Origin of the sequence: Tunturiibacter lichenicola (assembly GCF_051013355.1) — a bacterium.
GTDB lineage: Bacteria > Acidobacteriota > Terriglobia > Terriglobales > Acidobacteriaceae > Edaphobacter > Edaphobacter lichenicola_F.
The window spans coordinates 4,019,650-4,044,425 of record NZ_CP132944.1 but is presented as its reverse complement, the minus strand read 5'-3'; the positions used below and the strand labels follow the sequence as shown (position 1 = coordinate 4,044,425).

The following is a 24,776-nucleotide window of genomic DNA, read 5'->3' as shown; positions in this document are numbered from 1 at the left end:
CACCCAAGGCCGCAGTGAGTCAAATCTCCGCATATACCAATGTGTCGTCTGTAACGCAATGCATATAGGCCATCAAGAAAAAGGGGAACAAATCAGTAAACACAAGGTACCAAAGCCACCCAAAACCTTAGAGAGTTGACGGAACGATACGGCTTCGCTTATTGGGGTCTGGGTTTGCAGCATCGCATTGGCGAACTCAGGGGACGAGCAAACTCTTGGCCCTGAGGCATTCACGCTCCTCGGCGGAGTAAATCTTTCCGCGTTCGTTACGATCTGCGGGAATTCTTTTATCGGCGAGTAAACGAGGCGAGGTCTAAGGGGATCATGGATGCTGTGGACAGGGCCGCTTTTCGCGCGACAGACGTAGACTTGGAATCATGCCTTTGGACGCTGCGCTAGTACAACGCCTAGAAGATGAGTTGCTATATGCGGTGCTAGATGTCAGCCAAGACATTCAGGCGAACATGGACGCTGGCTCTGACCCGATCTACATACCGTTCCGTCGAATGCTGGTACGGTACGAGATACTCTGTCCTGCCAATACACCCGGCATCATCACCCGATACTGCGAATTGCGTTGGAAGGCTTGCGGCTTCCTGAAAAAACATGGCGTCATAGCGGGTTTCCACTCTGGCGGCAACGACGATTGGGATGGTGTCATTGAAATCTTCGATCCCAACGAACCAGCATTACTTGACGTTGTGACGCAATTTGAGGCCGAAGTGAATCGTCGCGAACTCCGTACTACCTTCAATACCAACAACGCCGCCGCGCTTCAGCATGTGATGCAGTTGGCTGAGACATTCCATCGCGCAGCGCTGGCCCTGCGCAATCGGCAGCACAATCGACCTGACTTTTTGATCCAAAACGAGTACGACGTGCAGGACCTGTATCACGGGTTGCTGCTGACGAGATTTAAGACAGTACGGCGCGAAGAGTATGGACCGAGCTATGCTGGCGCATCTACGCGATCCGACTTCTATCTCAAGGACGATTCGATTGTGCTTGAAATGAAGATGATTCGGGAAGGCTTGAACGACAGGAAGCTGGGCGAAGAACTCATAAACGATATCGCGCATTACAAGCAACGCGGCTGCAAGACGATGATCTGCTTTGTCTATGACCCTGAGCACAAGCTAAAGAACCCGGCTGTTCTTGAGGCCGATCTGTCCAAGCCGACTGACGGCATGGATGTGAAGGTCATCATTCGCCCCAGACAGTAAGCCTGAGAGTCCATACCTGTTGATACTGATCCATCTTGGTGGAGGAGTTTGAGTTTCTGAGGCACTCCAATCACTCAGACTGCTACACGCCGGAGACTACACTGAGGTGGCACCCCTGCCACAATTTTGTGTCAATTTTGTGTCACAGATTGTCGGGATCACGGGAATGAGCGGGAACATCGGCTTTTGCAATGTGTAACTTACTGATTTCATTAGAGCCTTCCCGGTTCGACTCCCACCGCCTCCACCATTTACAGAAAACTATCACTTACATAAATCTCGCGTATCTCTCACATGATGAATAGAGAAGCTTGTCGATCATCGCTGATGATAGTACCGATCGGCGTCTCACTTGCTTCTTGCAGACTGCTTGACAGAGTTTCGCTTAATCGCTCTCGTTGACCGCTTCGTATTTCCCAACTGGATGTTGTGAGCCGTAACAATGGCTAGGATTAACCCTGGGAAGCGTTTTTCGATCTCCGTGCAACGAGAGGTATTGTGCATCTCGACACCTTGTCGTTCGCCTCGAATCAACCCTGCCTCGCGAAGGATTTTGAAGTGCTGCGAAAGCGTTGATTTTGGTATCGGCTTCTCATTGATATTGGAAAACGCTACGCAGTTGTGCGAACAATCCTGCCCCACAATGTTGGCAAATATCGCGACACGCACAGGATCAGACAACGCATGAAGGATCGCTTCAACCGTAACGTCTTGGACCGAAGGGTGGAACAGAGGTCTCACACATGTCACAGTAGTCTTTTTTAATAGATTGTTCAATAGTGCATAACTTCGGAACTAATGAATCTTCTAATCATTGAACTCCATCTATTCAGCAGAAACCGGAACATGACCGTTACTGGTGGTTTTCCGACGATTCCAAGTTCAATGAGAGCAATCTCGAAGAGGAGCCAGTCATGAGCAAGCTAAAAGGTAAAGTAGCAGTCGTTACAGGCGCATCCAAGGGTATCGGAGCCGCCATCGCCAAATCGCTCGCCGCGGAAGGTGCGTCCGTCATCGTCAATTACGCATCCAGCAAATCTGGCGCGGACAAAGTCGTCTCTTCAATTACAGCCGCGGGTGGCAAAGCAGTTGCCGCAGGTGGTGACGTCTCCAAGGCCGGTGAAGCGCAAGGTATCATCGATGCAGCCATCAAGAACTACGGACGCCTTGACATCCTCGTCAACAACTCTGGAGTGTACGAGTTCTCTCCTATCGAAGCCGTAACCGAAGAGCAGTTCCACAAGATCTTCAACATCAACGTACTCGGTGTTCTTCTTGTCACGCAAGCAGCCGTCAAGCACCTCGGAGCGGGTGGCAGCATCATCAATATCGGCTCCGGCGTCAGTAGCATCACCCCTCCCAACAGCGCCGTCTACACCGGCACTAAGGGCGCTCTCGATGCCATCACGGGCGTGCTCGCAAAGGAACTCGGTCCGAAAAAGATCAGGGTCAACTCCGTTAATCCTGGCATTGTTGACACCGAAGGTACTCAATCCGCCGGCTTTATCGGATCTGATTTCGAGAAAGCTCTCGTCACGCAAACTCCCCTGGGTCGCGCAGGTCAGGTCGACGACATCGCCTCTGTTGTTACCTTCTTCGCATCCGACGACGCAAAGTGGATTACCGGCGAGCGCGTCATTGCGGGTGGCGGTCTCCGATAACCTCGCAGTCAGCCCGTTCAACGCTTGATCATCAGGCGTTTGAACGGTCTTTTCATCGCAAGGGTGGAAAAACAAGCACTGTAAAAGCGAAAGGGAGAATTGACATGGGAAAGCTTGAAGGAAAAGTGGCGGTTATTACAGCAGCGACGTCAGGTATGGCACTCGCCACAGCAAAGCTCTTCGTGAAGGAAGGCGCGTATGTCTTCATCACCGGCCGTCGTCAGGACAAGCTCGATGAAGCGGTTAAGGCAATCGGCAAGAACGTAACCGGCGTCCAGGGCGACGCGGCAAACCTCGCCGACCTCGATCGCTTATACGAGATAGTCAAGAAGGAGAAAGGAAAGATCGACGTCCTCTTCGCAAGCGCAGGCAAAGGGGAATTCGCAAAGATCGGCGAAGTCACCGAGGAACACTTCGATAAGACTTTCGATCTGAACGTGCGTGGCACACTATTCACTGTGCAAAAGGCTCTCCCGCTATTTTCAGATGGCGGTTCTATCTTCATGAACGGTTCAATCGCCAGCGTCAAGGGCTTCCCAGCATTTGGGGTCTACAGCGCCAGTAAAGCCGCAGTTCGATCCTTCGCACGTACATGGTTGAATGATCTCAAAGACCGCAAAATCCGCGTCAACGTCCTCAGTCCAGGAACAATCGACACCGCCATCCTCGATCCTCTTGGGCCTGATGCGAAAGAATACTTCAAGACTCTTATTCCACGTGGCGAAATTGGTCGCCCCGAAGAGATAGCAAGCGTAGCGCTCTTCCTCGCCTCTGACGATTCAAGTTTCGTCAATGGCGTCGAGCTATTCGTCGACGGCGGAACAGCACAGATCTAACACAACTGTATATAGCTGATACAAATCTAGTGAAATCGCCACGCCGCTGTCAGCACGAAGCGGCGTAACGAATTTAAGTGCGAAAAACTGCCTGCTATGCATTGATAATCTCATGCGATTTCACCCTTGTATTCCGATGTCGCAGCTGAAATTGGCCTCCTGACGAACGTTATCCAGCCATTATGTGTTCAACATCACTTGCGGCAGTGCGAGAATTGTCAGAAGATTTTCAAGTCGTAAGCTAGCTTTGCGTGATGGTAGTGCGTATTTGAGTTTGCACACTTCTTAGGCAATTTCGCCGGATGCTGCATATTTTCTGACCGGCCACTACAGTCTTGAAGCCTTTCCAAATACATTCTTGTTGTGCTTTTAGGTCGCCGGTAATATCGAAGAACAGCGAAACGGGCTCACCACGGAGGAGTTATGGGTATTACGACAAACAAGTCTGTCCCGGTGCGCATTGTTGCAGCTATCTCTTTCTTTTTACCGTTTGTTGTGATTTTTCCTGAAAAAGGCCTCACGCAACCGAGTTCTGCTCCGCCCATACAATCGGTTCAGCTTACGCTGAAGGAGGCGGTGCAATTGGCGCTGAAGCAGAACCCCCAGGTCGTGGCCTTTCGTTTGCTCTCTTTGGAAAGCGACCGCCAACGCCAGATCTCGCGCTCGGCTCTACTGCCGCAAGCAAGCCTGACCAGCACCGGAGCAGTCAGTCAGTACAACCTGGCCTCGGTCGAGCGTACAACCACGCGCGACACTGCCGGCCCCTATCAATTCATTCAAGCTGGTCCAGCTTTTTCGCAAAAACTCCTCAGTCTTCCCTTATTTCGCAACTATCAGGTCTCCCGCGAAGGCGTCCGTGAGGCGGGAGCGCAAGAGACTGTAACGCGCGAAGATGTTGCTGCTTCGGTAGTAACCCAATATATTCTGGTTCTCCGTGCGTTCGCTACTTACGACGCTGCAAAGGTCCGCGTTGCTCTCGCCGAGCGCCTTTACGAGCAAGCTTCGAGTTTGCAGAAGACAGGGATTGGTCTGAACATCGATACCGTTCGTGCTCAGGTCGAGTTGCAGAATGAACGACAAAATCTGATCGACGCGGAAACTTCGACGCACACCACTAACTATGTTCTGGCGGAACTGCTCAATCTTCCACGCGACAAGGAGCCGGTAGTCACCGACAAATTGAAGTTCTTCGATTTGCCTGATTTTGAAAAAACAGCAGCCATCAACACAGCATTGGCAAGCCGCCCGGAGATGCAGGCACAGGCTTCGCAGGAGCGTATCGCGAATCTGGAACGTAGATCGGCTTCTGAAGAGCGCGTGCCCCAGATAGGGTTTTCCGGATTCTGGCTCTACCAGGGCTCTCGGTTCGACAATGGCGTTCCCGCGTACAGATATCAGATCGATTTGATCGTTCCGCTTTTCACTAGTGGGCGGATTCACGCCGAAATTGCCCTCGCAGACCTGGAGCAAAAGCGTATTGAGGAGAATCGTCAGCTCTTGGAAGCGCGTATCGTTCGTGAGGTGAAGTCGGCGACCGATGAGCTCGACGCGGCACGTAAAAACGTCGAAGTCGCAAATCTGGGGCTTCAGCTCGCGAACGACGAGGTCGCGCAGGCTGATCGCCGTTTTGCAGCCGGAGTTACTACAAACGTTGAAGTTGTCACCGCACAGGATGCGCTGGCACGCGCGAACTCCAATCAGATCGATGCGCTATACCGTTTTAACCAGTCCAGAGTGAATCTGGCTCGAGCGATGGGCGAGGTGCAGAACACATATGCCAAATAAAGGAACCGCCGAAAGAAAATCGCGCCAATGAGCTCAATACCCACACCACCCACTGCATCGCCAGAGCCCCCACCAATGTCGGCATCAGCGATGGACACCATACCTTCCTTGCCAGCTACGGCGGGTAAAGCGATTCGCGAACTTCCCCGCCCTGCGAAGTTTGGCATTATCGGACTTCTACTCATCCTGCTTGTAACCTGGTACATCTGGCTAGGACGCGTCTCAACTGACGATGCAGAAGTAGATGCTCACATCACAGCCGTCGCATCCCAGGTGTCTGGTTACGTCGTCGCGTTGCCGATCGACGACAATGTGAACGTTAAAATCGGAGATGTGCTGGTGCAGATCGATCCGCGCGAATACAAGGCAGAACTCGATCAGGCAAAAGCTGCTCTAGATCTTGCCGAAGCCCAGTCAAAATCAGCCGAACTTCAAATTGGACTAACGCGTGGCACCACAACGCACAGCACCGGAGGAGCCGTGGCGCAGCACGAATCTGATGCTGCCGACTATGCGATGTCGGAGGCCCAACTGGAACGTACCGCCACTGCAAATCTGCTTCAAGCAAAAGCTGAGGTCGCCGCCAAACGCGCAACCAACGAACGTGCACAGGCCGACCTCGAACGTTACAAGCCGCTTTTGCAAACAAACGACGTTTCTAAATTTCAATTCGACGCCGTAGACGCTACCGCACGCGTCGCACAAAATGATCTTGCAGCCGCCGAGCAGCAACTCGCCGCCGCACAGCAGAATGTGGAGATCGCGCGAGCCACGATGAACTCGTCAAAAGCAAGAGTTGCGCGCTCGCAATCGCTGCTGCTGGAATCGAAGGCTCAGGAGCAACAGGTTCCGATCACCGAGGCAACGTACAAATCAACCGAAGCGGCCGTCGAGCGGGCCAAAGCCGTGCGGGACCAGGCCGAGCTAAATCTTGATTACACGACAATTAGAGCGCCTATCTCTGGCCAAGTGACTCAGCTGACGGTACACCTTGGACAGTACGTGCTGCCCGGAAACTTACTGTTCACGCTGGTGCCACTTGATCAGGTGTATATAACCGCGAACTTCAAGGAAACACAGATGAAAAACGTGCATCCTGGTCAACGCGCGAAAATTCACGTCGACACCTACGACCGCGACTTCGATGGTGTCGTAGACTCGATTGCCGGCGCGGCCGGCTCGCGGCAGGCGCTCTTGCCTCCGCAGAACGCCACCGGCAACTTTATCAAAGTGGTGCAGCGGCTCCCGGTGAAAATTCTTGTGAAACAGAGCAGCGACTTTCGTTTAGTCCTGCGTCCGGGAATGAACGTAGAGGCTACGATTTACACTCGCTGAAATAACGGAAATGTCATGAGCTATATTGCTGGAAACAACCTTAGCAATCTCGAACCCTGGGAAGAGGAATACGGCCGGCGGATAACCCAATCGCTTGCCCAACTCTCTCAGAAAAGCAGACTCATCATTCTGCTCAGCGTTGGCCTGGTCACAGCAATCGAAATTTCGAATCGACTCTCAATCAACGTCCTGCTCCCGGACTTGCAAGGCAACGTGGCTGGCAGCTCGGACGACGTCAGTTGGGTGATTATCCTCTACAACCTCGGCTTTTTGTGCTCTATGGCGATCAGCTATTGGATGAGTCGCGTTCTCGGCGCACGGCGCCACCTGCTTCTCAGCATTGCGTTGTACGCTACAGGAGCAATCGGCTGTTTTTGCAGTCCACACAGCCTTAGGCTTCTGCTCATCTCACGAGTCGTCATGGGCTTTGGCGGTGGAGCATTTTTGGTTCGCACCGTTATCCTTATCCGCCTGATGTTCCCAGGTAAGGCCAGCGTCTTCGCGGTATCTTTGCTTTACTTGGAACTCTCGATTTTCGAAGTAATCTATCCCATCGCCATGGGATGGATCTCCGATACGTTGCGCTGGAACTATGCCTTCCTGTTGGATTTCCCCTTTCTCGCTATCGGCACATTTCTGGTCTGGAAACATGTACCGTGGGGACAACTGTACTTACGCAGCGAGAAGTCATACGTCGACGCTTGGGGCGCGGGCCTGCTGATCGCCGCACTTGGCTCTATGCAAATTGCACTCAGCAGGGGTGAGCGTGATCTTTGGTTTCAGTCGCCTTTCATCGTGTGTTTCCTGCTCGTGGCAGTCCTTTGCTTTGTAGGTTTCCTGTGGTGGGACTGGAGGCCTGAAAATCCGGCGCCTGTTTTGCATCTGCGCACCGTCTGGCGGCAAACTCCGTTACGAGCCTCCATTGTGATCGTGGCTATCGTCGGCGCGATGATGGGCGCAGGTCTGTTCGTCTTGCCTCAATATCTGCGCAATGTGCAGGATTACAGCGCCACTCAAACGGGCGGCTTCATCTCAGCGTATACGTCGGGATTGGGAGTCGGCCTCCTAGTTACAGTCCGTTACGTTCTACCCCGGCTTGGTGGATCCAAAGTGGTCGCTGTCGGCGCATTGATGATGTGCGCCGCCTGCGTCAACTTCATTTACATCTGGACGCCTACTACCCCGACGTGGCTCCTCGCGCTCTCGACCTTCCTGCAAGGACTGTCCATAGCACCTCTTGTGATAGGCGCTTCCAACGTTGCCACGAGCCAGGCCGCGTTCTCGGATTTGAACGACGTCTCCACAAGTTATTTTTTCGTTCGACAATTGGGAAACACGTTTGGCGTCACCGCCGCAACCGTCATGTTCGACCACCGCCAGACGTTGCACTCGGCGCGTCTGGTTGATGTGGCCAATCGCCTTGACCCAACGCTTCAATCAACCCTCTCGCAATACTCCAGCCTGATCACGCGCGATGGCGGAGCATCCAGCAATCCCACTTTGGGTGCGATCCAAATCTTCCAATCGAACGTGATAACGCAAAGTCGGCTGCTCTCCTACATCGACATTTACTTCGGTCTTGCTGTTCTAAGTGTCGTCATCCTCTGCGTGATAATAGCAACGCGCCTAAAGAACGAGCCCTCACCCGTACGCTCTCACTTCCACTTGTGGTGAGGGATAAGCTGATTCATTTTCGACGATCACTCTATGACTCATAGCTACAATTCTGTTGCAGAAGAATACCCTATCCCCAGCGAAACAGACATAGAGAGTGGGAGCAGAATGATCCACACTTATTGTTCCTTCCTCGTGTAGGGAGTACACCAATCACAGGCTTTCATGTGTTTTCTGCACACTGCAGTCAAGACATGCCAAAGCGAAGTTCAGCATCCTGCGTATTCTGAATCGGATCGTCGAACTTTCAGTTCGATAGCCAGAAGATAATTCGGCCCGCCGAACCGATGAACAACAAGTCTGAGAAGATTCTCTGCAATGCAGAGACTGAGAAACGAAGCGCTCTCAACATCTGAACTCTCTCGTCGTTCACACGATGCGATGGCCGTTCGTAGTCAGAAAATGATTTTTTTTTGCGATGCCCTCACTGAATTCTGTCGGGACCAAATGAGTCGCCGCACCGATTGCCCTTCGCATATCCATTGCATGAAAGTAAAGACGAACTACTTCAGAACCATCAGGCACACTGTCCGCAGAGCGGTATGAAGTCGTGCGTATCGGATAAATTGAGATTATTTAATCAGTTGAATTACACAATCCGTGAATATCAGCGCTTTGCATCGCTGTTCAGCGCGAGGCAAGGAGCCTCACGATACGGTTGTAGTCCTGACGCGAGTCGGCAGTGCGAACGTCCGGAATGCCTTTAATATTGCGCCGGACGCTTTGAACGGCCGTGTAGGTGCTTCTCTTAACGCGATCTACAAAGCGATTCCTCCCCGGCGGCGTAGGAGTGAGTCCAACTCGACGGAGGTAGTAGTTCGCTTTAAAAAGATTCTCCCAAGCGCTTTCGTGAAATTGGAAGTTAATGCTGAGACTAACAGATACATTGTTGTCGTTTTGCAACCAGTGTGGCGTGTTTACGGGGCTGTGTACGCCAGTGCCTGGACGCATGTGGTGGACAATAGCGCGCGATTCATACTGTGGTCTGTAGATCGCCGAAAAACGATTGTTATACATCCAATACTGCTCGAGCTCTTCGTCGGGCAGCACATCTTTGTCAGACCGGTCAAAAAAGTGAATGTCTTTATTACCATGGATTTGAAGTAACCAAGAACACTCGCGGTCAATGTGATATTTGGTAACTCGATTGGGAGAAGTGATGAAGAGGATAGCTTCAAACCACTTGATGTTCTCGACAATCCCACTACCAGTAAGATCCAGGATGTCGCAGATGCAGTTTTCGAAGACCTCACGATAACCGGGTTCGCGCTCAATGTGTTTCAAGATAATCCAGGTTTTCCCGTCTTCAATGTCCTCTACCAATTTGGAGATACCGTTCTTTTGTGGCCAGTTGTGTAAATGAACCTTACGATTTGTTGGTGCTGGCTCTCGATCGACGTGAATGTCACCTTGCGGATGGTGTGGATTTTTGCGTGCCGCAACTCTCTGGGCAAGCTCCGCAAGTGCTGGAAGTTTAAATAGAGGATGGGGTGTCAGCGTGTGCTTAACTTCATGCGGTAAATGGTTGAAGTTCTGCCTGAAGACCTCGGGGTCGCAGTGAAAAACACGTTCTAGCCTTGCTGACATGTGAATCCTCTTCTCATCTACCTTCCGCTAAAATCGACATAATCACGAAACGCGCGATGCTCCAAGTGGGGCATTCATCGTTATGTCAGACCGCCACAAGGTAATGATCTATCTTGCTGGCACGACTTGTCACCGGCCTTGGTTCTTAGTAGTTATCATTTGACAATTTCGTGACAAGAAAAAGACAACCACAGCTATTGAAGCGGCCTCTAGCGAACGTTCGACGACTATTATCAAGCTTGTTGCCTTGTTCCAAATCTGAGACAAAAGGTGTCAAGAGTTTACCTGTGTGGTGAGTGTCGCAGGAGGTATATGTCAGCAAGAGCTTTTAAAGAAGATCTAAATTTAAAAGAAAATATCTTCGAATTTAACTATCCCACTTCCAAGGAAGACTTCGACGAGAGATCTTTCGAATTCAGACACAACTTAACATCGGACCACCCCTTGTTCTCGCGTGAACGCCTTCGAAAGCTGCTGACTAGTCCTGCAACCAAGAAGAACGTCTATTACAACGCCGGTGAAATTCGTGTCGACCAGAGTCTAGAGTCTGTCCCGGAGCGGACAAGGCCTGTAGAAGAAGTCTTCGACTCTTTAGAAAATGCCGGAGCCTGGATCGCTGCTCTGCGAGTAGATGAAGATCCTGCTTACAGACAGCTTCTTGAGGATTGCCTATCGGAGGTGAAGAGGCTCAGCGGTCGCGTAGTCGACGACGACAAGAAGACCCAAGAAGCGGATATTTACATCACTTCGCCGGGACGTGTGACCATGTATCACGTTGATCCAATCTGCAATTTTCTGATGCAGGTCAGTGGCGAAAAGCAGATTCACATCTTCGATCGCAATGACAGAGAGGTGTTACCAGAAGAGGAGTTGGAGCGATTCTGGTCGGAGGACAATTATGCAGCGACGTATCCACTGGCCCATGAAGACCGCGCCCAAGTCTTTACCTTGCGCCCAGGGGCGGGAGTTCATATACCGCTGAACAATCCACACTGGTTGAAAAATGGAGATGCCATCTCAATTTCTCTCAGCATCAATTATCAATATAAGGATACGTTACGCAAGAACGTTTACCAAGCCAATTACTACCTGAGGAAAATGGGGCTGAAACCACGGCCCCTAGGAAGCTCACCGCTTGTTGACTCTGTGAAGGCGTCCGCAATTACTCTGACGCATGCAGCGAGTACAAGATTAAAACGATTGAAAGCGAAGGGAGATGAGCCGACAATGCATGGCGAGTAACGCCACATGTTGAAGCCGGAATTACCTCGACGGTGTCGGCAACGGTAGGTGGAAGTTAACCCAACATAACTGGTTTATAGTATGCCACCCTCTTCCTGTTACTCGGGCTTCGGCCGCACAAAAGAGACCGTTGAGCGGCCTCCGTCTGATCCTTGCAAGAAGACGTCGCGTTCCGGGCAGACGTTCGGTAAAGCAAGGAATGAGGTTTGGAAACTTGTAAGGGCTCGGCGATGGCCTCTCGCCGGTAGCCTCCTACTGATGATGGTAGAGCGGTTCTGCAGCTTCGCGGTACCAATTTCATCGCGCTACCTTATCAACGATGTGATGTACCAACATCAACTCGATAAACTTCCCTTAATCATCGGCGTTGTCGCCAGCGCGACTTTTATCTCAGCCACCATCACTTACATCTTAGATCGCTATCTGTCCGTCGCAGGCCAGAGCCTTGTCGCGGAGCTTCGAGCACAGGTACAGGAGCACGTCGGCCGTCTACCGATCTCCTTCTACGACGATAACCATACCGGGACACTGGTCGCCCGCATCATGACTGACACTGAAAGTGTGCGTAACCTCATTGGTGCGGGCCTTCTGGATTTCCTTGGAGGAATTCTTACTGCAATTATCGCGATTGCCATCCTCATCCACATCAGTACACTCATGACAATCCTCACGATATGCATTGTCATTGCCTTCGGTTGGTTTTTGAAAAGGGCATTTGGGGTGACTCGGCCCCTTTTTCGCGAGCGCTCTCGAATAAACGCCGAGGTTACCGGCCGCCTGACGGAGTCGCTTGGCGGCGTGCGGGTAGTCAAGGGTTACCACGCCGAAGCACGCGAAGCACGCGTCTTCTCTGATGGCACAAATCGCCTACTTCAGAACATCACCCTTTCAATCAAGGCGCAAGCCTTCATGTCACTTTGCAAGACAGTGGTCCTTGGAGTACTCGGCCCACTCATCATGTATCTAGGTGCACGAGAGGTAAAGATGCATCGTCTTGATGTTGGTGGTTACGTTGAGTTCACCATGTTGCTTGCTTTTATGGTTGCGCCTATTGCGATGTCGGTTAGCATTGGCACTCAACTTACCGAAGCCATCGCCGGTCTAGATCGTACCGCAGATATTCTCAATGAATGCGGTGAGGGCAGTGAGCCAGAACGCACTCAAGAGATCAACTCCATTTGCGGAGAGGTCACTTTCAAAGATGTTACCTTCGCTTATGTCCCGGACAAGCCAGTCCTTCATAGCATTAGCTTTGAAGCTAAGCCGGGCAGCGTTACCGCCCTTGTTGGCTCTTCTGGATCTGGAAAATCGACCATCCTATCGCTCCTCTGCGGCTTTCACACTGCAACAGGCGGCCACATCTCAATCGATAGTATTGACCTCGGCAGCATTCGGTTAAGTAGCTTTAGGCAGCAACTCGGTGTTGTGCTGCAAGATACTTTCCTGTTCGATGGCACCGTACGAGAGAACATTCTCTTCAGCCGTCCTGAGGCAACCGAGGAAAGATTCATACAGGCCTGCCGCATCGCCCGCGTTGACGAATTCGCCGAACGTTTTGCGGAGCGATACGAAACCATCGTTGGTGAACGCGGCATTCGGTTATCTGGAGGTCAGCGCCAGCGCATCTCGATTGCCCGCGCCATACTTGCCGATCCACGTATTCTCATTCTAGATGAAGCCACCAGTTCGCTCGACTCAGAGTCTGAGGCCCTGATCCAGAACGGCCTGCACTATCTTATGCAGGGACGCACAACGTTTGTCATTGCTCATCGACTATCCACCATTCGGCGCGCCGATCAGATTTTAGTAATCGAGAGCGGAAGGATTGTCGAACGTGGCACCCACGATTCACTCTACCGTATCGACGGCCGCTACCACGAACTTTATGACCGTCAACATGGCCTCGAAGCCAACCTCTTTCTTGCACCGGGAGAAGGCGACAGAATCATGTGAAGTACTCGAGGTCAGGTTGCTAAATAGCTGAATCACGGACGTTTCGCAGATAAATGAACCGACGCAGAGAGAGAACGACATTGCCATGAAGATCTCTAAGATTGAATCAAATCCAGCAAATCTAAGTCGAGTCGAAATCCTCCTATTCTCTTTCGCCTTAATATTGTTTCTCTACTTAAAGACATTTTATCTTCCCGCTACACCCTTCTTAACCCTTGGCGACGAAGCGCACTATTTTCTGCACGCTCTTCGTATTCTGCATGGAGAGCTCCCCTATCGGGACTTCTTTACTTTCATCTTTCCCGGAACCGATCTGTTATATGCCGGAATCTTTCGACTCCTCGGAGTGCACCAGTGGCTGGTGCAAGCGATTCTGCTTGTATTGGGGTTATGTCTTGCTTGGGTCGTACTCTGGATTTCCAGCAGAGTTCTCAGTGGGTCATCCGCGATATTAGCGGCAGTGCTCTTTCTCGTAATCGATTTCAATAGTGCACTCGATGCGACACATCACTGGTGGAGCACCCTATTTGTATTGATCGCAGTAGGCTTTCTATTGCGCGGCAGAAGCCAGGGCAGGATACTTGCCGCGGGAATCTCATGCGGCATCGCAGCACTTTTCACACAGATGCATGGCGGGCTCGCATTGCTTGCATTTGGCATCTATCTTTCATGGACAAATCGTGAAGATGAGCAGAGCACATATCTCCTCCGCGAGCTACTTCTACTGTGTATGCCATTCGTAGCCGTATTAGCCTTTGTAGTCGGACCCTACGCCCATATGGTTGGTCTTCGCACGATCGCATACTGGACAATTTATTTTCCGGTTGTTTTTTTTCATCACAATGAAGGCAATACCTATAAGACTTTTTTTCAGAAGCCTCCAATGCATGGAGCAGGCGATCTCGTTTCTTTAATTCCATATTCATTTATTCATGCTGTCCTGCCGCTTATCTATGTGCTATGTACATACCGGCTAGTGAAAAATAAGAAGAGTATGCGCCACACCGAATGGAGAAATATATTTCTCCTGACCTCGGTGGGAACTGCACTCTTCGTTTCGGTCATGAGTGCGCCGACGTTTCTCCGGCTATGTGTCGTTGCCCCTCCTGCTGTGATTCTCTGTGTATGGCTTTGTGAACGTACTGGCGGACCGTATCGCCGGGCAAGGACCGTACTGTGGATCATTACAATATTCGCTGTCATTTATCTTCCGATTGCTCGGCAGCTACATCGACATACTATAGTCAGTCTGCCGACAGGGAGTGTGGCATTAGTAAACGACAAGCAATATGAAAAAATATGGTGGCTTGCTCAGCATACGAACTCAGGCGATACGTTTTTTAACGACCCGACTATGGCTTTTGCCCTGTCTTTGGAGAGCCCTGGCCCTCTAGATTTTGTGACGCCGAGTGACTTTACTCGACCGCAGCAGGTTAATGATTTGCTCTCTTCCATGACTCGTCACCGTACAAGATATATTTTTCTCTATCCCGAGCTAAATCAATCCAATTGTGCGACAGACAACCTAAAGCCGTTCCGCCAATATGTTGCCACAAACTACCACTTGGCTAGGGTTGTTTCTGGAGGAGAGATTTGGCAGCGCAACGGAACTCTTGGTAGCGACCAGAAGGCCATCGGAGGAAACTTCGATTCGAATCACTGTGTAGGGAGCTAAAAAAATTCATGCGCGCCGACCGACTTTAACCCTTTGTTTTGGTGGACGGAATCTGAATCGGCTCTCACCTCTATGACAATCAAATGACAGAGTCTCGATCATGCAGTGACACACTCCCAGAGGCAGGAGGATAAATTTGATTCATTATGTGTCTCTCACCAGGGTTCAACTGTCGCAAACTTCCGCGACGAATTGGCGCCATACTGCTAATTCTAGGTTTATCATCTCTTGCGGTAGATCTAATGGCCCAGGATATCCCCCTTCTTTCGGGAGGTGCTGGCTTTTTTACGAATACAACGGGCGGTAATACGACATACCAGCCAATATTGACACCCGTGCTTGCGGCTCCGATTGGCCAGCATCTGCTGATCGAATCTCGGGCGAATGTGGTGGAGACATTTTCCCCGCAGGGCAATGGGCAAGGCTACAACCACTCAACCTTCCTGGGGTTGTCGTATCTGCAAGGCGACTACATTGCCAATTCGCATGTAACGCTAGTGGGGGGGTACTTCCTGACGCCATTCGGAACCTACAATGAACGGCTCAGTCCAATCTGGATCAACAATTTAGATGGTCCACTAATTTTTGGTATCGGGACCATGGTGAATGCCAGCGGTACTGGTGCGATGTTAAGAGGGAATGCGTTCTCGACGGAGAACGTCTCGATCAGCTATGCGGCGTACTTCTCAGCCGGCAGCACAACGAAAGAGTTCCAATCACAACGTTCGTCGGGGGGACAACTAAATGTTTACTTCCCAAAGAAGGGGCTTGAAGTAGGAACATCCTATGGCCGATCGTTGGAGCATAACCAGACAAATGCCGTTGGGATGCACGTATGGTGGGAACCCATTAATAGTCCGTTGAGGATTCGCTCAGAGTGGGCCCACGGGCCGCATTCGCAGGGTTATTGGGCAGAGGCGGATTACCGCTTATCACAAATCCATGGCGAGGAAAGTTTGATCGGAAGACTGGAACCAGTCTTTCGCCTGCAGCAGACATTTCGAAATGCTCCTGATCCGAGCGATGAACTACCCGCAGCGAACACGCAGAGAGTAGACTTCGGACTGGCGTATCACCTACCGCATGAGGTCAGGCTCAACACAACCTATGCGCGGCAGTTTTCTTCCACCGGCAATGTCAACATCTGGGAGACCGGTATCGTTTATCGCTTTCTCTTTCCAGCGTGGAGAGGTAAATCATGAAGATTGCGAGCCGTACTTTTTTTAGCCTCCTGATTTTGATCGCAATGCCGGGACTATCACAGACGGCAGATGCTAACAAGACTACAGTCAACAACAGCGAGCATCAGTCGAAGAGCACAGCCGTACATGTTGTTGCTCAACAGAGAGATGGTCAAAAAGCGTTCGAGGAGAACTGTTCGCGCTGCCATACCACGCCACAGGGCTTCTCTCCAAGAATCTCAGGAACGGTTGCTCGACATATGCGCGTGCGTGCTGGGCTAAGCAAGGAAGACGAACAGGCAATCCTACGCTTCCTTAATCCATAATGAGTTGCTGAACACTTCGTTGTCTCCGGAGGATGTGTCACATGGTGAAGATGAGATACCTTCGCCATCCTCTAAGAACGTCAAAAGCCGCGAAAGCTTTATTCGCGGCGCGTTTAAGTATGTGGAAGTTTGCTGCTTATAGCGAACGCCGCTTTCGTGGCGATGCGCGCTACGATCTGCAAAGTGTTACTGACGGTTTCTTATCTCGTATCCAACACGCTGACGATGATGCAGAAATTCTGGCAAGGGTTTGCGCATCATACATTCGAGCCGTGGAACAGCAAAAGTTCGCACCTGAGGCATTTAGAGCTACTGAGTGGTGGCAGCAGGTGCAGCAGCAAAGTCTAGCCCCCGTAATGCGGGCGTTACTCACATCAGATATCGAAGCATTGAAAGGAATGTACCAGAATTTCTTTCGCGATCCCTGTTCCGCGGGCCTGATAACTGCGCCGTACGGCATGTCGAAGGCATATTTTGGGGGAAAGATAAAAGATATTCACCGTCGATTCTATTTGGGCCTTGTCCTGCATCGTTTTGACTACTGGATGGAAAGGACAGGCGGCCGCTTTACGTTGAATGATTTGGCCGGTCCAGATATTGGGAACCCGTTTGGTGTGTTGTTTGGAGAAACGCACATAAGAGTCGGTGCCGAGTTTGCACATTATTGCGCACATAAGATCGACACATTGCTCGACTCTAAAATCGCAACCGTCGCAGAGATTGGGGGCGGGTTCGGCGGTATGGCTTATTATCTTCTCCGTGACCGGCCAGGAGTAACCTACCTCGATTTCGATGTTCCAGAGAGCATAGCACTGACCTCGTACTACCTCATGAAAGCCTTTCCTCAACTAAGGTTTTTACTCTTCGGCGAGCACAATCTGACGAAGAAGGCCATTGACGAGGTAGACGTTGTACTGATGCCGACGTACGTACTGGCAAGTATGCCCCCCGGAAGTGTCGATCTTACTTTCAGCTCCCATGCGATGTCAGATATATCTTCCGACGCATTGGTAGAGTATCTAAATCATATCGACCGAGTGACAGGAGATTGCTTTTTACATATCGGGAATAAACGCGCGAGTGAGCTGATTTCAAGCTTGATAAGCCAGGGATGCGCTTCCTTCGACTTGGTTGATGCGCGCTCGTCGGATTGGCACAGTCACAAGGTCTTCAGTGCGGGTATCGGTAGTGCTGAGGGCATTGCGGCTTCAACCATATTGGAGCAGCACTACATGAGAACAAAATCGGTCACGAGATAAGTTGACGAGATCCATTCGCTTCCTGACGGACTTTGCGGGATGACCACCACGTCAACACCGAGCCAACGTCGTAAGGTGATCGCGAAATTATTTTTTTGGTTATATAATTCGCCAGAGCCAAGCTAGTTTCACCGCCTGGCACATTCCTCATCAGCACCAGTACGGCGCTTCTACTTCACATCCTCTCTCCATCCGGCATGAAGATTTCTCGCATAGCAACGATGCAATTCCTAGTAGCAGTATGTTTGTCTCTTCTACGCCCCGACGTGTTGCTGTTCTCCTTACGGGACATTCCGTTTACTCATCTACACAAAAGCTCAGTGAACAATCTCCCTGTAGCTACCCTTCGTTACATCGTGCTCTTTCCCATCTGCGTCTCGATTCTGGTTATGCAGGAAGCATGGATCGAAGCCTCTGCGTCGCATCTTCTCACCACAACAATCCTCTTTATAGGCACGCACCTTATTCTGCAAAGCACACAGACCAGCCTGATGGCGCAGTCCACTCTCGACACCCCACCGGACGAGGCCGACGAGTTTCCACAGCGCCTGGGACTTCGCGAGCCTGAGGTCGAGTACTCTACGGGCGATCGCAATAGACCTTCAGGGCGACCGTCATGCTCCAAGCAAGTGTCATGACACCGTCTCCAAGTCAAGCACAATATTTGAGACTCGCGGTACCACGGAATGCGTCTTCACAATACGAACGACAGAGCAAGCGTGAGAATGAGCGCCATAACCGAAATGATCGTTTCACAGACGGACCAGGTCTTGATCGTTTGGACAACGCTCATCCCGAAGTACTCCTTCACCAGCCAGAAGCCACCGTCATTGACGTGCGAGAAGATGAGCGAACCCGCACCGGTGGCGATGGCAAGCAATTCGGGATGAACTCCCGTGCTATTCAAAGCGATCGGAGCCACAATGCCGGCGGCCGTCGTCATCGCTACGGTTGCCGATCCGGTCGCGAGGCGGAGCAGCGCAGCAAGAGTCCAGGCAAGCAGGATCAGGGGGACGTGACTGCGCATCGCGAGAACAATAATCGCGTTGGATACTCCACTATCTAGCAATATCCGTCCGAAACCGCCGCCTGCGCCAACCAGCAGCGTAATGGTTGCGGTGGGCGCAAGGCATTCATTGCTGAAGCGCAGGATTGTTTCTCGTGAGAAGCCCCTCATCCGACCTAATGTTACGAAGCTGAACAACACACCGACGAGAAGAGCCAGATCATCGTTGCCGACAAAGTGCAATCCATTATTCAAGGCGCTTCCATGTTTCGAGATTGCATCTGCCCAACTCCCGATCAGCATTAGAAGGACCGGCAGCAGGATGGTGAATAAGGTGAGCCCGAAACTTGGTAGGCTGCGTTCTTCATCGTTACCAACGAAATCCTGTGCCATTGGGTTCTCTGCCGCAAGCTGCACATGTGGCGCAATCAGCTTGGCGTATATTGGTCCCGCGATCACCGCTGTTGGAAGTCCGACGATCAATGCATAAAGAATCGTGCGACCCACATCGGCCTTGTAGATCGTTACTGCCAGGAGCGCCGCGGGGTGCGGCGGTATCAATCCGTGGACCACGGAGAGTCCAGCCAGCATGGGTAGGCCCACCAGGATAAGTGAAGTTCCGGTACGCCGGGCCACTGTAAACACAACTGGAATCAGTAGCACGAAACCTACCTCAAAGAAAGCAGGTAGGCCTACCAGGAACCCGATAACTACCATTGCCCATGGGATATTCTTTTCGCCGAACAGTCGGATAAGGGTATACGCGATCTGGTCTGCACCACCCGATTCAGCCATCATCTTGCCCAGCATGGTGCCCAACGCCACTACGATCGCGATATGACCCAGAGTCGCGCCGACACCGGCCTCAAAGGAATGAATCACGGTGGTAGGCGGCATGCCCACAACCACGGCAAGCGATAGGGCGGTGAGAATGAGAGTGATGACCGGATTCAGTTTGAAGACGGCAATGAGCAGGATCAGGCCAATGACCGATACGCACGCGGAGAGCAGCAAAAAGATACTGTGGTGGTCGACCATTGGCAGATTAGTTCCCCGGCGCCTTGTAGGCCACGCAATCGATCTCTACCTTACAGTCGACGACCATGCTCGATACGACGCACGCGCGGGCCGGAGGATTTCCGCCAAAGTGCTCTTTAAAAACGGCATTGAATGAGGAGAAGTCGCGCGGATCTTCAAGCCAGACGCCGCAACGCACTACGTGCTCCGGACCATACCCGGCTTCATTCAAGATCGATAGCAGGTTGCTAATTGCCTGTTGCGACTGGACAACAATGTTGCCGGCAATAACCTCACCGTGGATCATTGGAACCTGACCCGATACATAAAGCCATCCGTCCGCCTCGACCGCTCGCGCAAAAGGAAGGTGTTGACCACCGGTACCCTTACCGCCTTCTATCCCATACCGCTTGATGTTCATCTTGAGCTCCTTAAGGATCAAATCACGAAAAGCGTCCGTTGAACTACTGACTGAAATCACTGAACCCATGAACTCTCGCCGCGGGGCAGAAAGCGTCCTCCGCGATCCCCCGACGCTCCTTCGCTCGTATAAGTGAGAATGCCGTTCACCCATACGGCCGCGATCCCCTCGGCTGGGCGGATTGGATCGGAGAACGTTGCCATGTCAATGATGGTCTCCGGATCGAAGAGAACCAGATCGGCATAATAGCCCTCGCGTATGAATCCGCGCTTGGAAAGAGCGAATCTCTGCGCTGGCAGTCCGGTCATCTTGTAGATCGCCTCTGCGAGTGAAAAAAGTCCTTCGTCGCGGCTGTATCGCCCAAGCACGCGAGGAAAAGTACCCCACAGGCGGGGATGTGGTCGCGGATCGTTAGGCAAGCCATCGGAGCCGATCATGGTCGCCGGGTGGCGCAAAATTCGGCGCATGTCGTCCTCGGAGATGCTGTGATAAATCGCGCCAGCCGGTTGCAGTCGTTGCGCCGCCTGCAACTGACTTGTCTGCCAGTCCTCGGCAATCTGCGCCAGAGATTGGCCGGCTACCTCCGGATGTGGCGTGCTCCACGTAATAGTGATGTGAACTCGCTCATCCACTTGCCGAAGATCGAGTGTGCTCGAACCTGCCGCATAGGGATAACAATCGCAGCCAGCAGGTTGCGACGTTCGCGCGATTTCCAGCGCATGGAGTACCTCACCACTGCGGCCCCAGTTGGCGATGCCGGCGCACTTCAAATGAGAGACGATGACTGGCACATGGCTGATACTACCGATTGCAAAGGCCTCGCTCATCGCATCGAGGATGCCGTCTGCCTCAGTGCGCATGTGCGTTGTGTACACTGCGCCTGCCGCCTTCAACGGCTTTGCCAGCGCTAGCACTTCTTCCGTGGACGCCGCATATGCGGAGAGATAGGCCAGACCGGAACTCAGCCCCAACGCTCCACGGCTAAGAGCATCCTGCAGTTGCTCGCGCATCGCTTCGGCTTCAGCCTCCGTTGCAGCACGATCAAGCCGGTCCATATGATTATTCCGCAGCGCCGTGTGACCAATCAGCACGCCAACGTTTACCGCAGGTCGCGCAGCCCCGATGGCGGTGAGATAGGTGGCAAAAGTCGGATAACAAAAATCTTCTGCCTCACCAAGTAGGTTCATAGGGTCAGGGAGCTCGCTGCGCAACACTACTGGAGTGGCACCGATGCCGCAGTTGCCGACGATCACCGTGGTAATACCCTGCGAAATCTTCGGCAGCATCGCCGGCGTCCGAATCACGGCGGTGTCGTCATGGGTATGGACATCGATAAAACCGGGCGCCAGCACCAGACCATCGGCGTCCATCGACTTTCGCGCTTCGTAATCAAGAGAAACGCCGATCTCGCAGATTCTGTCACTACGAACAGCGACATCCAGGAGTTCGGACGCCATGCCCGTGCCGTCCAGCACCCGCGCATTACGGATCAGTGTGTCGCAACGTAGCATCCCGGCTCCTTCAAGATATAGGCTATATCCATCGGTGTCTTCGTTCCCGCACTCTCTGCTATGGACGTTCATTCCTTGAAAAATCGAGTCTCGGCGCGCACATCCAACCTTTCCGCCATCGCCCCTTTAAATAAAGGTGTGGGCTTTCTTGATCAAGCGGTCGAACACGAGGACATTGCACAACTCGGCTGGAACCTATTGCGGGAAGACCTCAGCCTGCCCACAGCTGTTTTGTACAAAGACAGGATATTGCACAACCTGAACTGGATGCAGCAGTTCATTAACCGATATGGCGTCAAACTGGCTCCGCACGGCAAGACCACCATGGCTCCAAGATTATTTGAGCTGCAATTGCAAGGTGGCGCATGGGGGATCACGCTTGCTACTGCCGATCAGACGCTGGTCGCATACAAGCATGGAGTACGTCGTGTTCTCATGGCAAACCAACTGGTTGGCAAAGAAAATATGTCGATCGTTGCGCGGCTGCTGGAGGACCCGGATTTTGTTTACTACTGCCTCGTCGATTCGGCGGCTCAGGTCGAACAGCTTGGAGCGTTTTACTCGAAGCGGAATCAGCGTCTTAATGTGTTGCTCGAGTTAGGCGTGATGGGGGGGCGCTCTGGCGTCCGCGACGAGCAGCACTTACAGGCGGTGTTGGATGCCCTTTCACGCTGGAGTAATTCCATCATTCTAAGCGGTGTCGAGATTTATGAAGGTGTTCTGGAAAAGGAGTCTTCCATCCGCGCCTTTCTCCAAAAGGCGGTTAGCATCACCCGAACGCTCGCTGACGAGAAGCGCTTCCAACAATCGCCAATCCTGCTTTCAGGCGCCGGTTCTGCTTGGTACGACGTGGTTGCCGAAGAATTCTCGGCCGCAGGGTTTGGAGATACTGTTGACATTGTTCTACGCCCCGGCTGCTATCTCACACACGACGTCGGCGCGTATCGCGAGGCACAAACGAAGATCCAACGACGCAATCCTATCGCACACCAGATGCATTCAAGTCTTCTGCCTGCACTTCAGGTCTGGGCCTATGTGCAGTCAATACCCGAAACCGGGAAGGCGATCATCGGAATGGGCAAGCGCGATGCCGCCTTTGATTCCGGACTTCCAACTCCTGTATTGCACTTCAGACCAGGCGATACGGCACCGAAAGCTGCCCCCGCCCACTGGGCACTTACCAAAATGATGGATCAGCATGGATATTTGCAGATCACCGCACAGGACGATCTTCGCGTAGGCGACATGGTCGGCTTCGATATTTCGCACCCTTGTCTAACCTTCGACAAATGGCGTCTGCTGCCACTGATAAATGCCGACTATCAGGTCATCGATATCATTCAGACCTTCTTCTAAATAGTCCGTCAACGACGGCTGGACAATAAACATAGTAAGAGAGTCACACCTGTTATGTTCCGCAGAAGGTTTGACTCACGAACTCTTCGGGACGAGCTGGCGTAGCATACCGTTGCAGTCCCGTCCTGTCTTCATAGGGCCGTGACACAACGTCGAGAAGTTCCTCGAACGGTTGGAAGTCCTGTCGCTCGACAGCGGCCAGGAGTGCCGCCTCTACTATATGGTTGCGCGGGATGAATGCGGGATTTGCCATCCGCATATCTGCAGCACGTTCTCGCGCCGATACAGACTCTTTCGCCATGCGAAGACGCCATCCAGCAGCCCACAAATCGAAGGCCTCAGGTTTGGTGAACAGCGCACGTGCTCCTTCGTCCCCCATCGGCCCGTCTACTGCATCGCATAGTCGGCGGAAGGTCAGTGTGAAATCAGCGTGATTGGTGGCCATGCGATCTAGCAGATCTTGAACTAGCGTTTCATCACCTTCGCGCTCCGACAAGAAACCGACCTTGCGTCGGAGGCCAGCACGATGAGCCGCCTCGAACTGCGGGACGAAGCCAGCGAGCGCTTCATTAGCGGAGACGAGCGCAGCCTCTTCGCTTCCTTCCTCATCCACTAAAACAGGCAACAATGCCTCTGCGAGACGTATCAGGTTCCAGTGTGCGGCGCGCGGCTGATTCCCGTACGCATAGCGCCCTTGACGGTCGATCGAACTGAATACCTTGTCCGGATCGTACGCCTCCATGAAGGCACAGGGACCGTAGTCGATTGTCTCGCCTGAAATCGATGTGTTATCGGTGTTCATCACACCATGGATGAAACCTAAAAGCAGCCACTGCGCGATCAATTGCGCTTGCCGGGCAATCACGCTATCCAAAAGAAATCTATACGGCCGTTTCGTCTGTGCCGCCTCCGGATAGTGCCGAGCGATCGCATAGTCCGCGAGCTGACGCGTACCCTCCGTATCGCCCTGTGCGGCAAAATACTGGAAAGTACCCACTCGGAGATGACTCGCTGCTACCCGGGTCAGTACGGCTCCCGGCAGTACCGTTTCGCGCAGCACTCGTTCCCCGGTGGTCACAGCGGCCAGAGCACGGGTGGTCGGCACACCTAGCGCCGCCATTGCTTCGCTGACGATGTACTCGCGCAAAACCGGACCGAGCGCTGCCCTGCCGTCGCCGCCACGGGAGAAGGGAGTCGGACCGGAGCCCTTGAGCTGAATGTCATAGCGCACGCCGTCAAGCCCCATCACCTCACCAAGTAGATTGGCGCGGCCGTCACCGAGTTGGGGCACGAAATGCCCGAACTGGTGCCCAGCATAAGCCGCCGCCAGAGGTTCAGCGCCCTCAGCTACACGGTTGCCAGCCAATATCTCGACTCCTTGCGCGCTCGCTAGCGCGTCCGGGTCCAACCCCAGACCGCAAGCCAGTTCCACGTTAACCTTGACCAGACGAGGGTTCGTTACTGGTGCTGGATTCAGCCGCGCATAGAACCGCTCGGGCAGCCGCGCATAAGTGTTTTTGAAGCCGAAACGGACGGTGGAGCGATCGGTTCCGGAGCCGACGCGCGGTGAGATTGCGGGAGCCTTTGGTGAAGTCATTATGTTTTAGATGCGTCCAGGCTGTTTTTGTTTCCGCTCAGCAATCGCGCCGTACATGCCCACTTCGATTCTTCCATCAACGAAGAACCGGGACCGGAACTGGCGCTGAAACGCGGGCGTTAAACGCCCGC

Annotated in this window: 20 protein-coding genes; 14 read left to right on the top strand and 6 right to left on the bottom strand. The window is 52.5% G+C overall.

Features of this window, described 5'->3' with window-relative positions:
• Positions 1–377 precede the first annotated feature (377 nt).
• The gene (locus RBB82_RS16960) at positions 378–1,223 is read left to right on the top strand and encodes a hypothetical protein (protein ID WP_433971931.1); all 846 of its coding nucleotides are present in this window, start codon (positions 378–380) and stop codon (positions 1,221–1,223) included.
• Positions 1,224–1,571: 348 nt separating this feature from the next.
• Here the strand turns inward: RBB82_RS16960 and RBB82_RS16955 are convergent, their stop codons facing one another.
• The gene (locus tag RBB82_RS16955; RefSeq protein WP_433975396.1) at positions 1,572–1,865 is read right to left on the bottom strand and encodes an ArsR/SmtB family transcription factor; all 294 of its coding nucleotides are present in this window, start codon (positions 1,863–1,865) and stop codon (positions 1,572–1,574) included.
• A 272-nt stretch (positions 1,866–2,137) separates the two neighbouring features.
• Here RBB82_RS16955 and RBB82_RS16950 point away from each other — a divergent pair, with 272 nt between their 5' ends.
• From RBB82_RS16950 to RBB82_RS16930, 5 genes are all read left to right on the top strand, one after another.
• Complete coding sequence (locus RBB82_RS16950) at positions 2,138–2,884, top strand: glucose 1-dehydrogenase (protein ID WP_433971930.1); 747 nt, start codon at positions 2,138–2,140, stop codon at positions 2,882–2,884.
• A 104-nt stretch (positions 2,885–2,988) separates the two neighbouring features.
• Positions 2,989–3,720 carry an SDR family NAD(P)-dependent oxidoreductase gene (locus RBB82_RS16945; RefSeq protein WP_433971929.1) on the top strand — a complete coding sequence of 244 codons (732 nt, stop codon included), beginning with the start codon at positions 2,989–2,991 and terminating at the stop codon, positions 3,718–3,720.
• A gap of 423 nt (positions 3,721–4,143) precedes the next feature.
• Positions 4,144–5,505 (top strand): TolC family protein, encoded by a 1,362-nt coding sequence (locus tag RBB82_RS16940; protein WP_433971928.1) that lies wholly within the window; start codon positions 4,144–4,146, stop codon positions 5,503–5,505.
• Positions 5,506–5,532: 27 nt separating this feature from the next.
• Positions 5,533–6,840 carry an HlyD family secretion protein gene (locus RBB82_RS16935; RefSeq protein ID WP_433971927.1) on the top strand — a complete coding sequence of 436 codons (1,308 nt, stop codon included), beginning with the start codon at positions 5,533–5,535 and terminating at the stop codon, positions 6,838–6,840.
• A 15-nt stretch (positions 6,841–6,855) separates the two neighbouring features.
• Positions 6,856–8,514, top strand: a complete 1,659-nt coding sequence (locus tag RBB82_RS16930; RefSeq protein ID WP_433971926.1) for an MFS transporter — start codon at positions 6,856–6,858, stop codon at positions 8,512–8,514.
• A 627-nt stretch (positions 8,515–9,141) separates the two neighbouring features.
• On the opposite strand, the gene RBB82_RS16925 is transcribed toward RBB82_RS16930, so the two are convergent.
• Entirely contained in the window at positions 9,142–10,101 is a 960-nt protein-coding gene (locus RBB82_RS16925; protein WP_433971925.1) for a hypothetical protein, read from the bottom strand.
• A gap of 312 nt (positions 10,102–10,413) precedes the next feature.
• On the opposite strand from RBB82_RS16925, the gene RBB82_RS16920 reads away from it, so the two are divergent.
• The 7 genes from RBB82_RS16920 (at position 10,414) to RBB82_RS16890 (ending at position 18,375) form a co-directional block, all read left to right on the top strand.
• Positions 10,414–11,343, top strand: coding sequence for a cupin-like domain-containing protein (locus tag RBB82_RS16920; RefSeq protein WP_433971924.1), 930 nt, complete (start codon positions 10,414–10,416; stop codon positions 11,341–11,343).
• 258 nt (positions 11,344–11,601) lie between these two features.
• Positions 11,602–13,296, top strand: a complete 1,695-nt coding sequence (locus RBB82_RS16915; RefSeq protein ID WP_433971923.1) for an ABC transporter ATP-binding protein — start codon at positions 11,602–11,604, stop codon at positions 13,294–13,296.
• A gap of 85 nt (positions 13,297–13,381) precedes the next feature.
• Positions 13,382–14,971, top strand: coding sequence for an ArnT family glycosyltransferase (locus tag RBB82_RS16910; RefSeq protein WP_433971922.1), 1,590 nt, complete (start codon positions 13,382–13,384; stop codon positions 14,969–14,971).
• A gap of 242 nt (positions 14,972–15,213) precedes the next feature.
• Complete coding sequence (locus tag RBB82_RS16905; RefSeq protein WP_433971921.1) at positions 15,214–16,173, top strand: hypothetical protein; 960 nt, start codon at positions 15,214–15,216, stop codon at positions 16,171–16,173.
• On the top strand, positions 16,170–16,478 hold the full coding sequence (locus RBB82_RS16900) for a hypothetical protein (RefSeq protein ID WP_433971920.1): 309 nt from the start codon (positions 16,170–16,172) through the stop codon (positions 16,476–16,478). Before RBB82_RS16905 ends, RBB82_RS16900 begins: the two co-directional genes overlap by 4 nt.
• Positions 16,479–16,519: 41 nt before the next feature.
• Positions 16,520–17,737, top strand: coding sequence for a putative sugar O-methyltransferase (locus RBB82_RS16895; protein WP_433971919.1), 1,218 nt, complete (start codon positions 16,520–16,522; stop codon positions 17,735–17,737).
• 320 nt (positions 17,738–18,057) lie between these two features.
• Complete coding sequence (locus RBB82_RS16890) at positions 18,058–18,375, top strand: hypothetical protein (RefSeq protein WP_433971918.1); 318 nt, start codon at positions 18,058–18,060, stop codon at positions 18,373–18,375.
• A 56-nt stretch (positions 18,376–18,431) separates the two neighbouring features.
• Here the strand turns inward: RBB82_RS16890 and RBB82_RS16885 are convergent, their stop codons facing one another.
• The 3 genes from RBB82_RS16885 to RBB82_RS16875 are packed head-to-tail and all read right to left on the bottom strand — an operon-like array spanning position 18,432 to position 21,692.
• A complete protein-coding gene (locus RBB82_RS16885) occupies positions 18,432–19,781 on the bottom strand; it encodes a gluconate:H+ symporter (RefSeq protein ID WP_433971917.1) in 1,350 nt (449 codons plus the stop codon).
• A 7-nt stretch (positions 19,782–19,788) separates the two neighbouring features.
• On the bottom strand, positions 19,789–20,181 hold the full coding sequence (locus tag RBB82_RS16880) for a RidA family protein (protein ID WP_433971916.1): 393 nt from the start codon (positions 20,179–20,181) through the stop codon (positions 19,789–19,791).
• A gap of 56 nt (positions 20,182–20,237) precedes the next feature.
• Positions 20,238–21,692, bottom strand: a complete 1,455-nt coding sequence (locus RBB82_RS16875; protein WP_433971915.1) for an N-acyl-D-amino-acid deacylase family protein — start codon at positions 21,690–21,692, stop codon at positions 20,238–20,240.
• 75 nt (positions 21,693–21,767) lie between these two features.
• Between RBB82_RS16875 and RBB82_RS16870 the strand changes: the two genes are divergently transcribed.
• Positions 21,768–23,048, top strand: coding sequence for an amino acid deaminase (locus RBB82_RS16870; protein WP_433971914.1), 1,281 nt, complete (start codon positions 21,768–21,770; stop codon positions 23,046–23,048).
• 52 nt (positions 23,049–23,100) lie between these two features.
• On the opposite strand, the gene RBB82_RS16865 is transcribed toward RBB82_RS16870, so the two are convergent.
• Positions 23,101–24,645 carry a protein adenylyltransferase SelO gene (locus RBB82_RS16865; protein ID WP_433971913.1) on the bottom strand — a complete coding sequence of 515 codons (1,545 nt, stop codon included), beginning with the start codon at positions 24,643–24,645 and terminating at the stop codon, positions 23,101–23,103.
• Positions 24,646–24,776 lie beyond the last annotated feature (131 nt).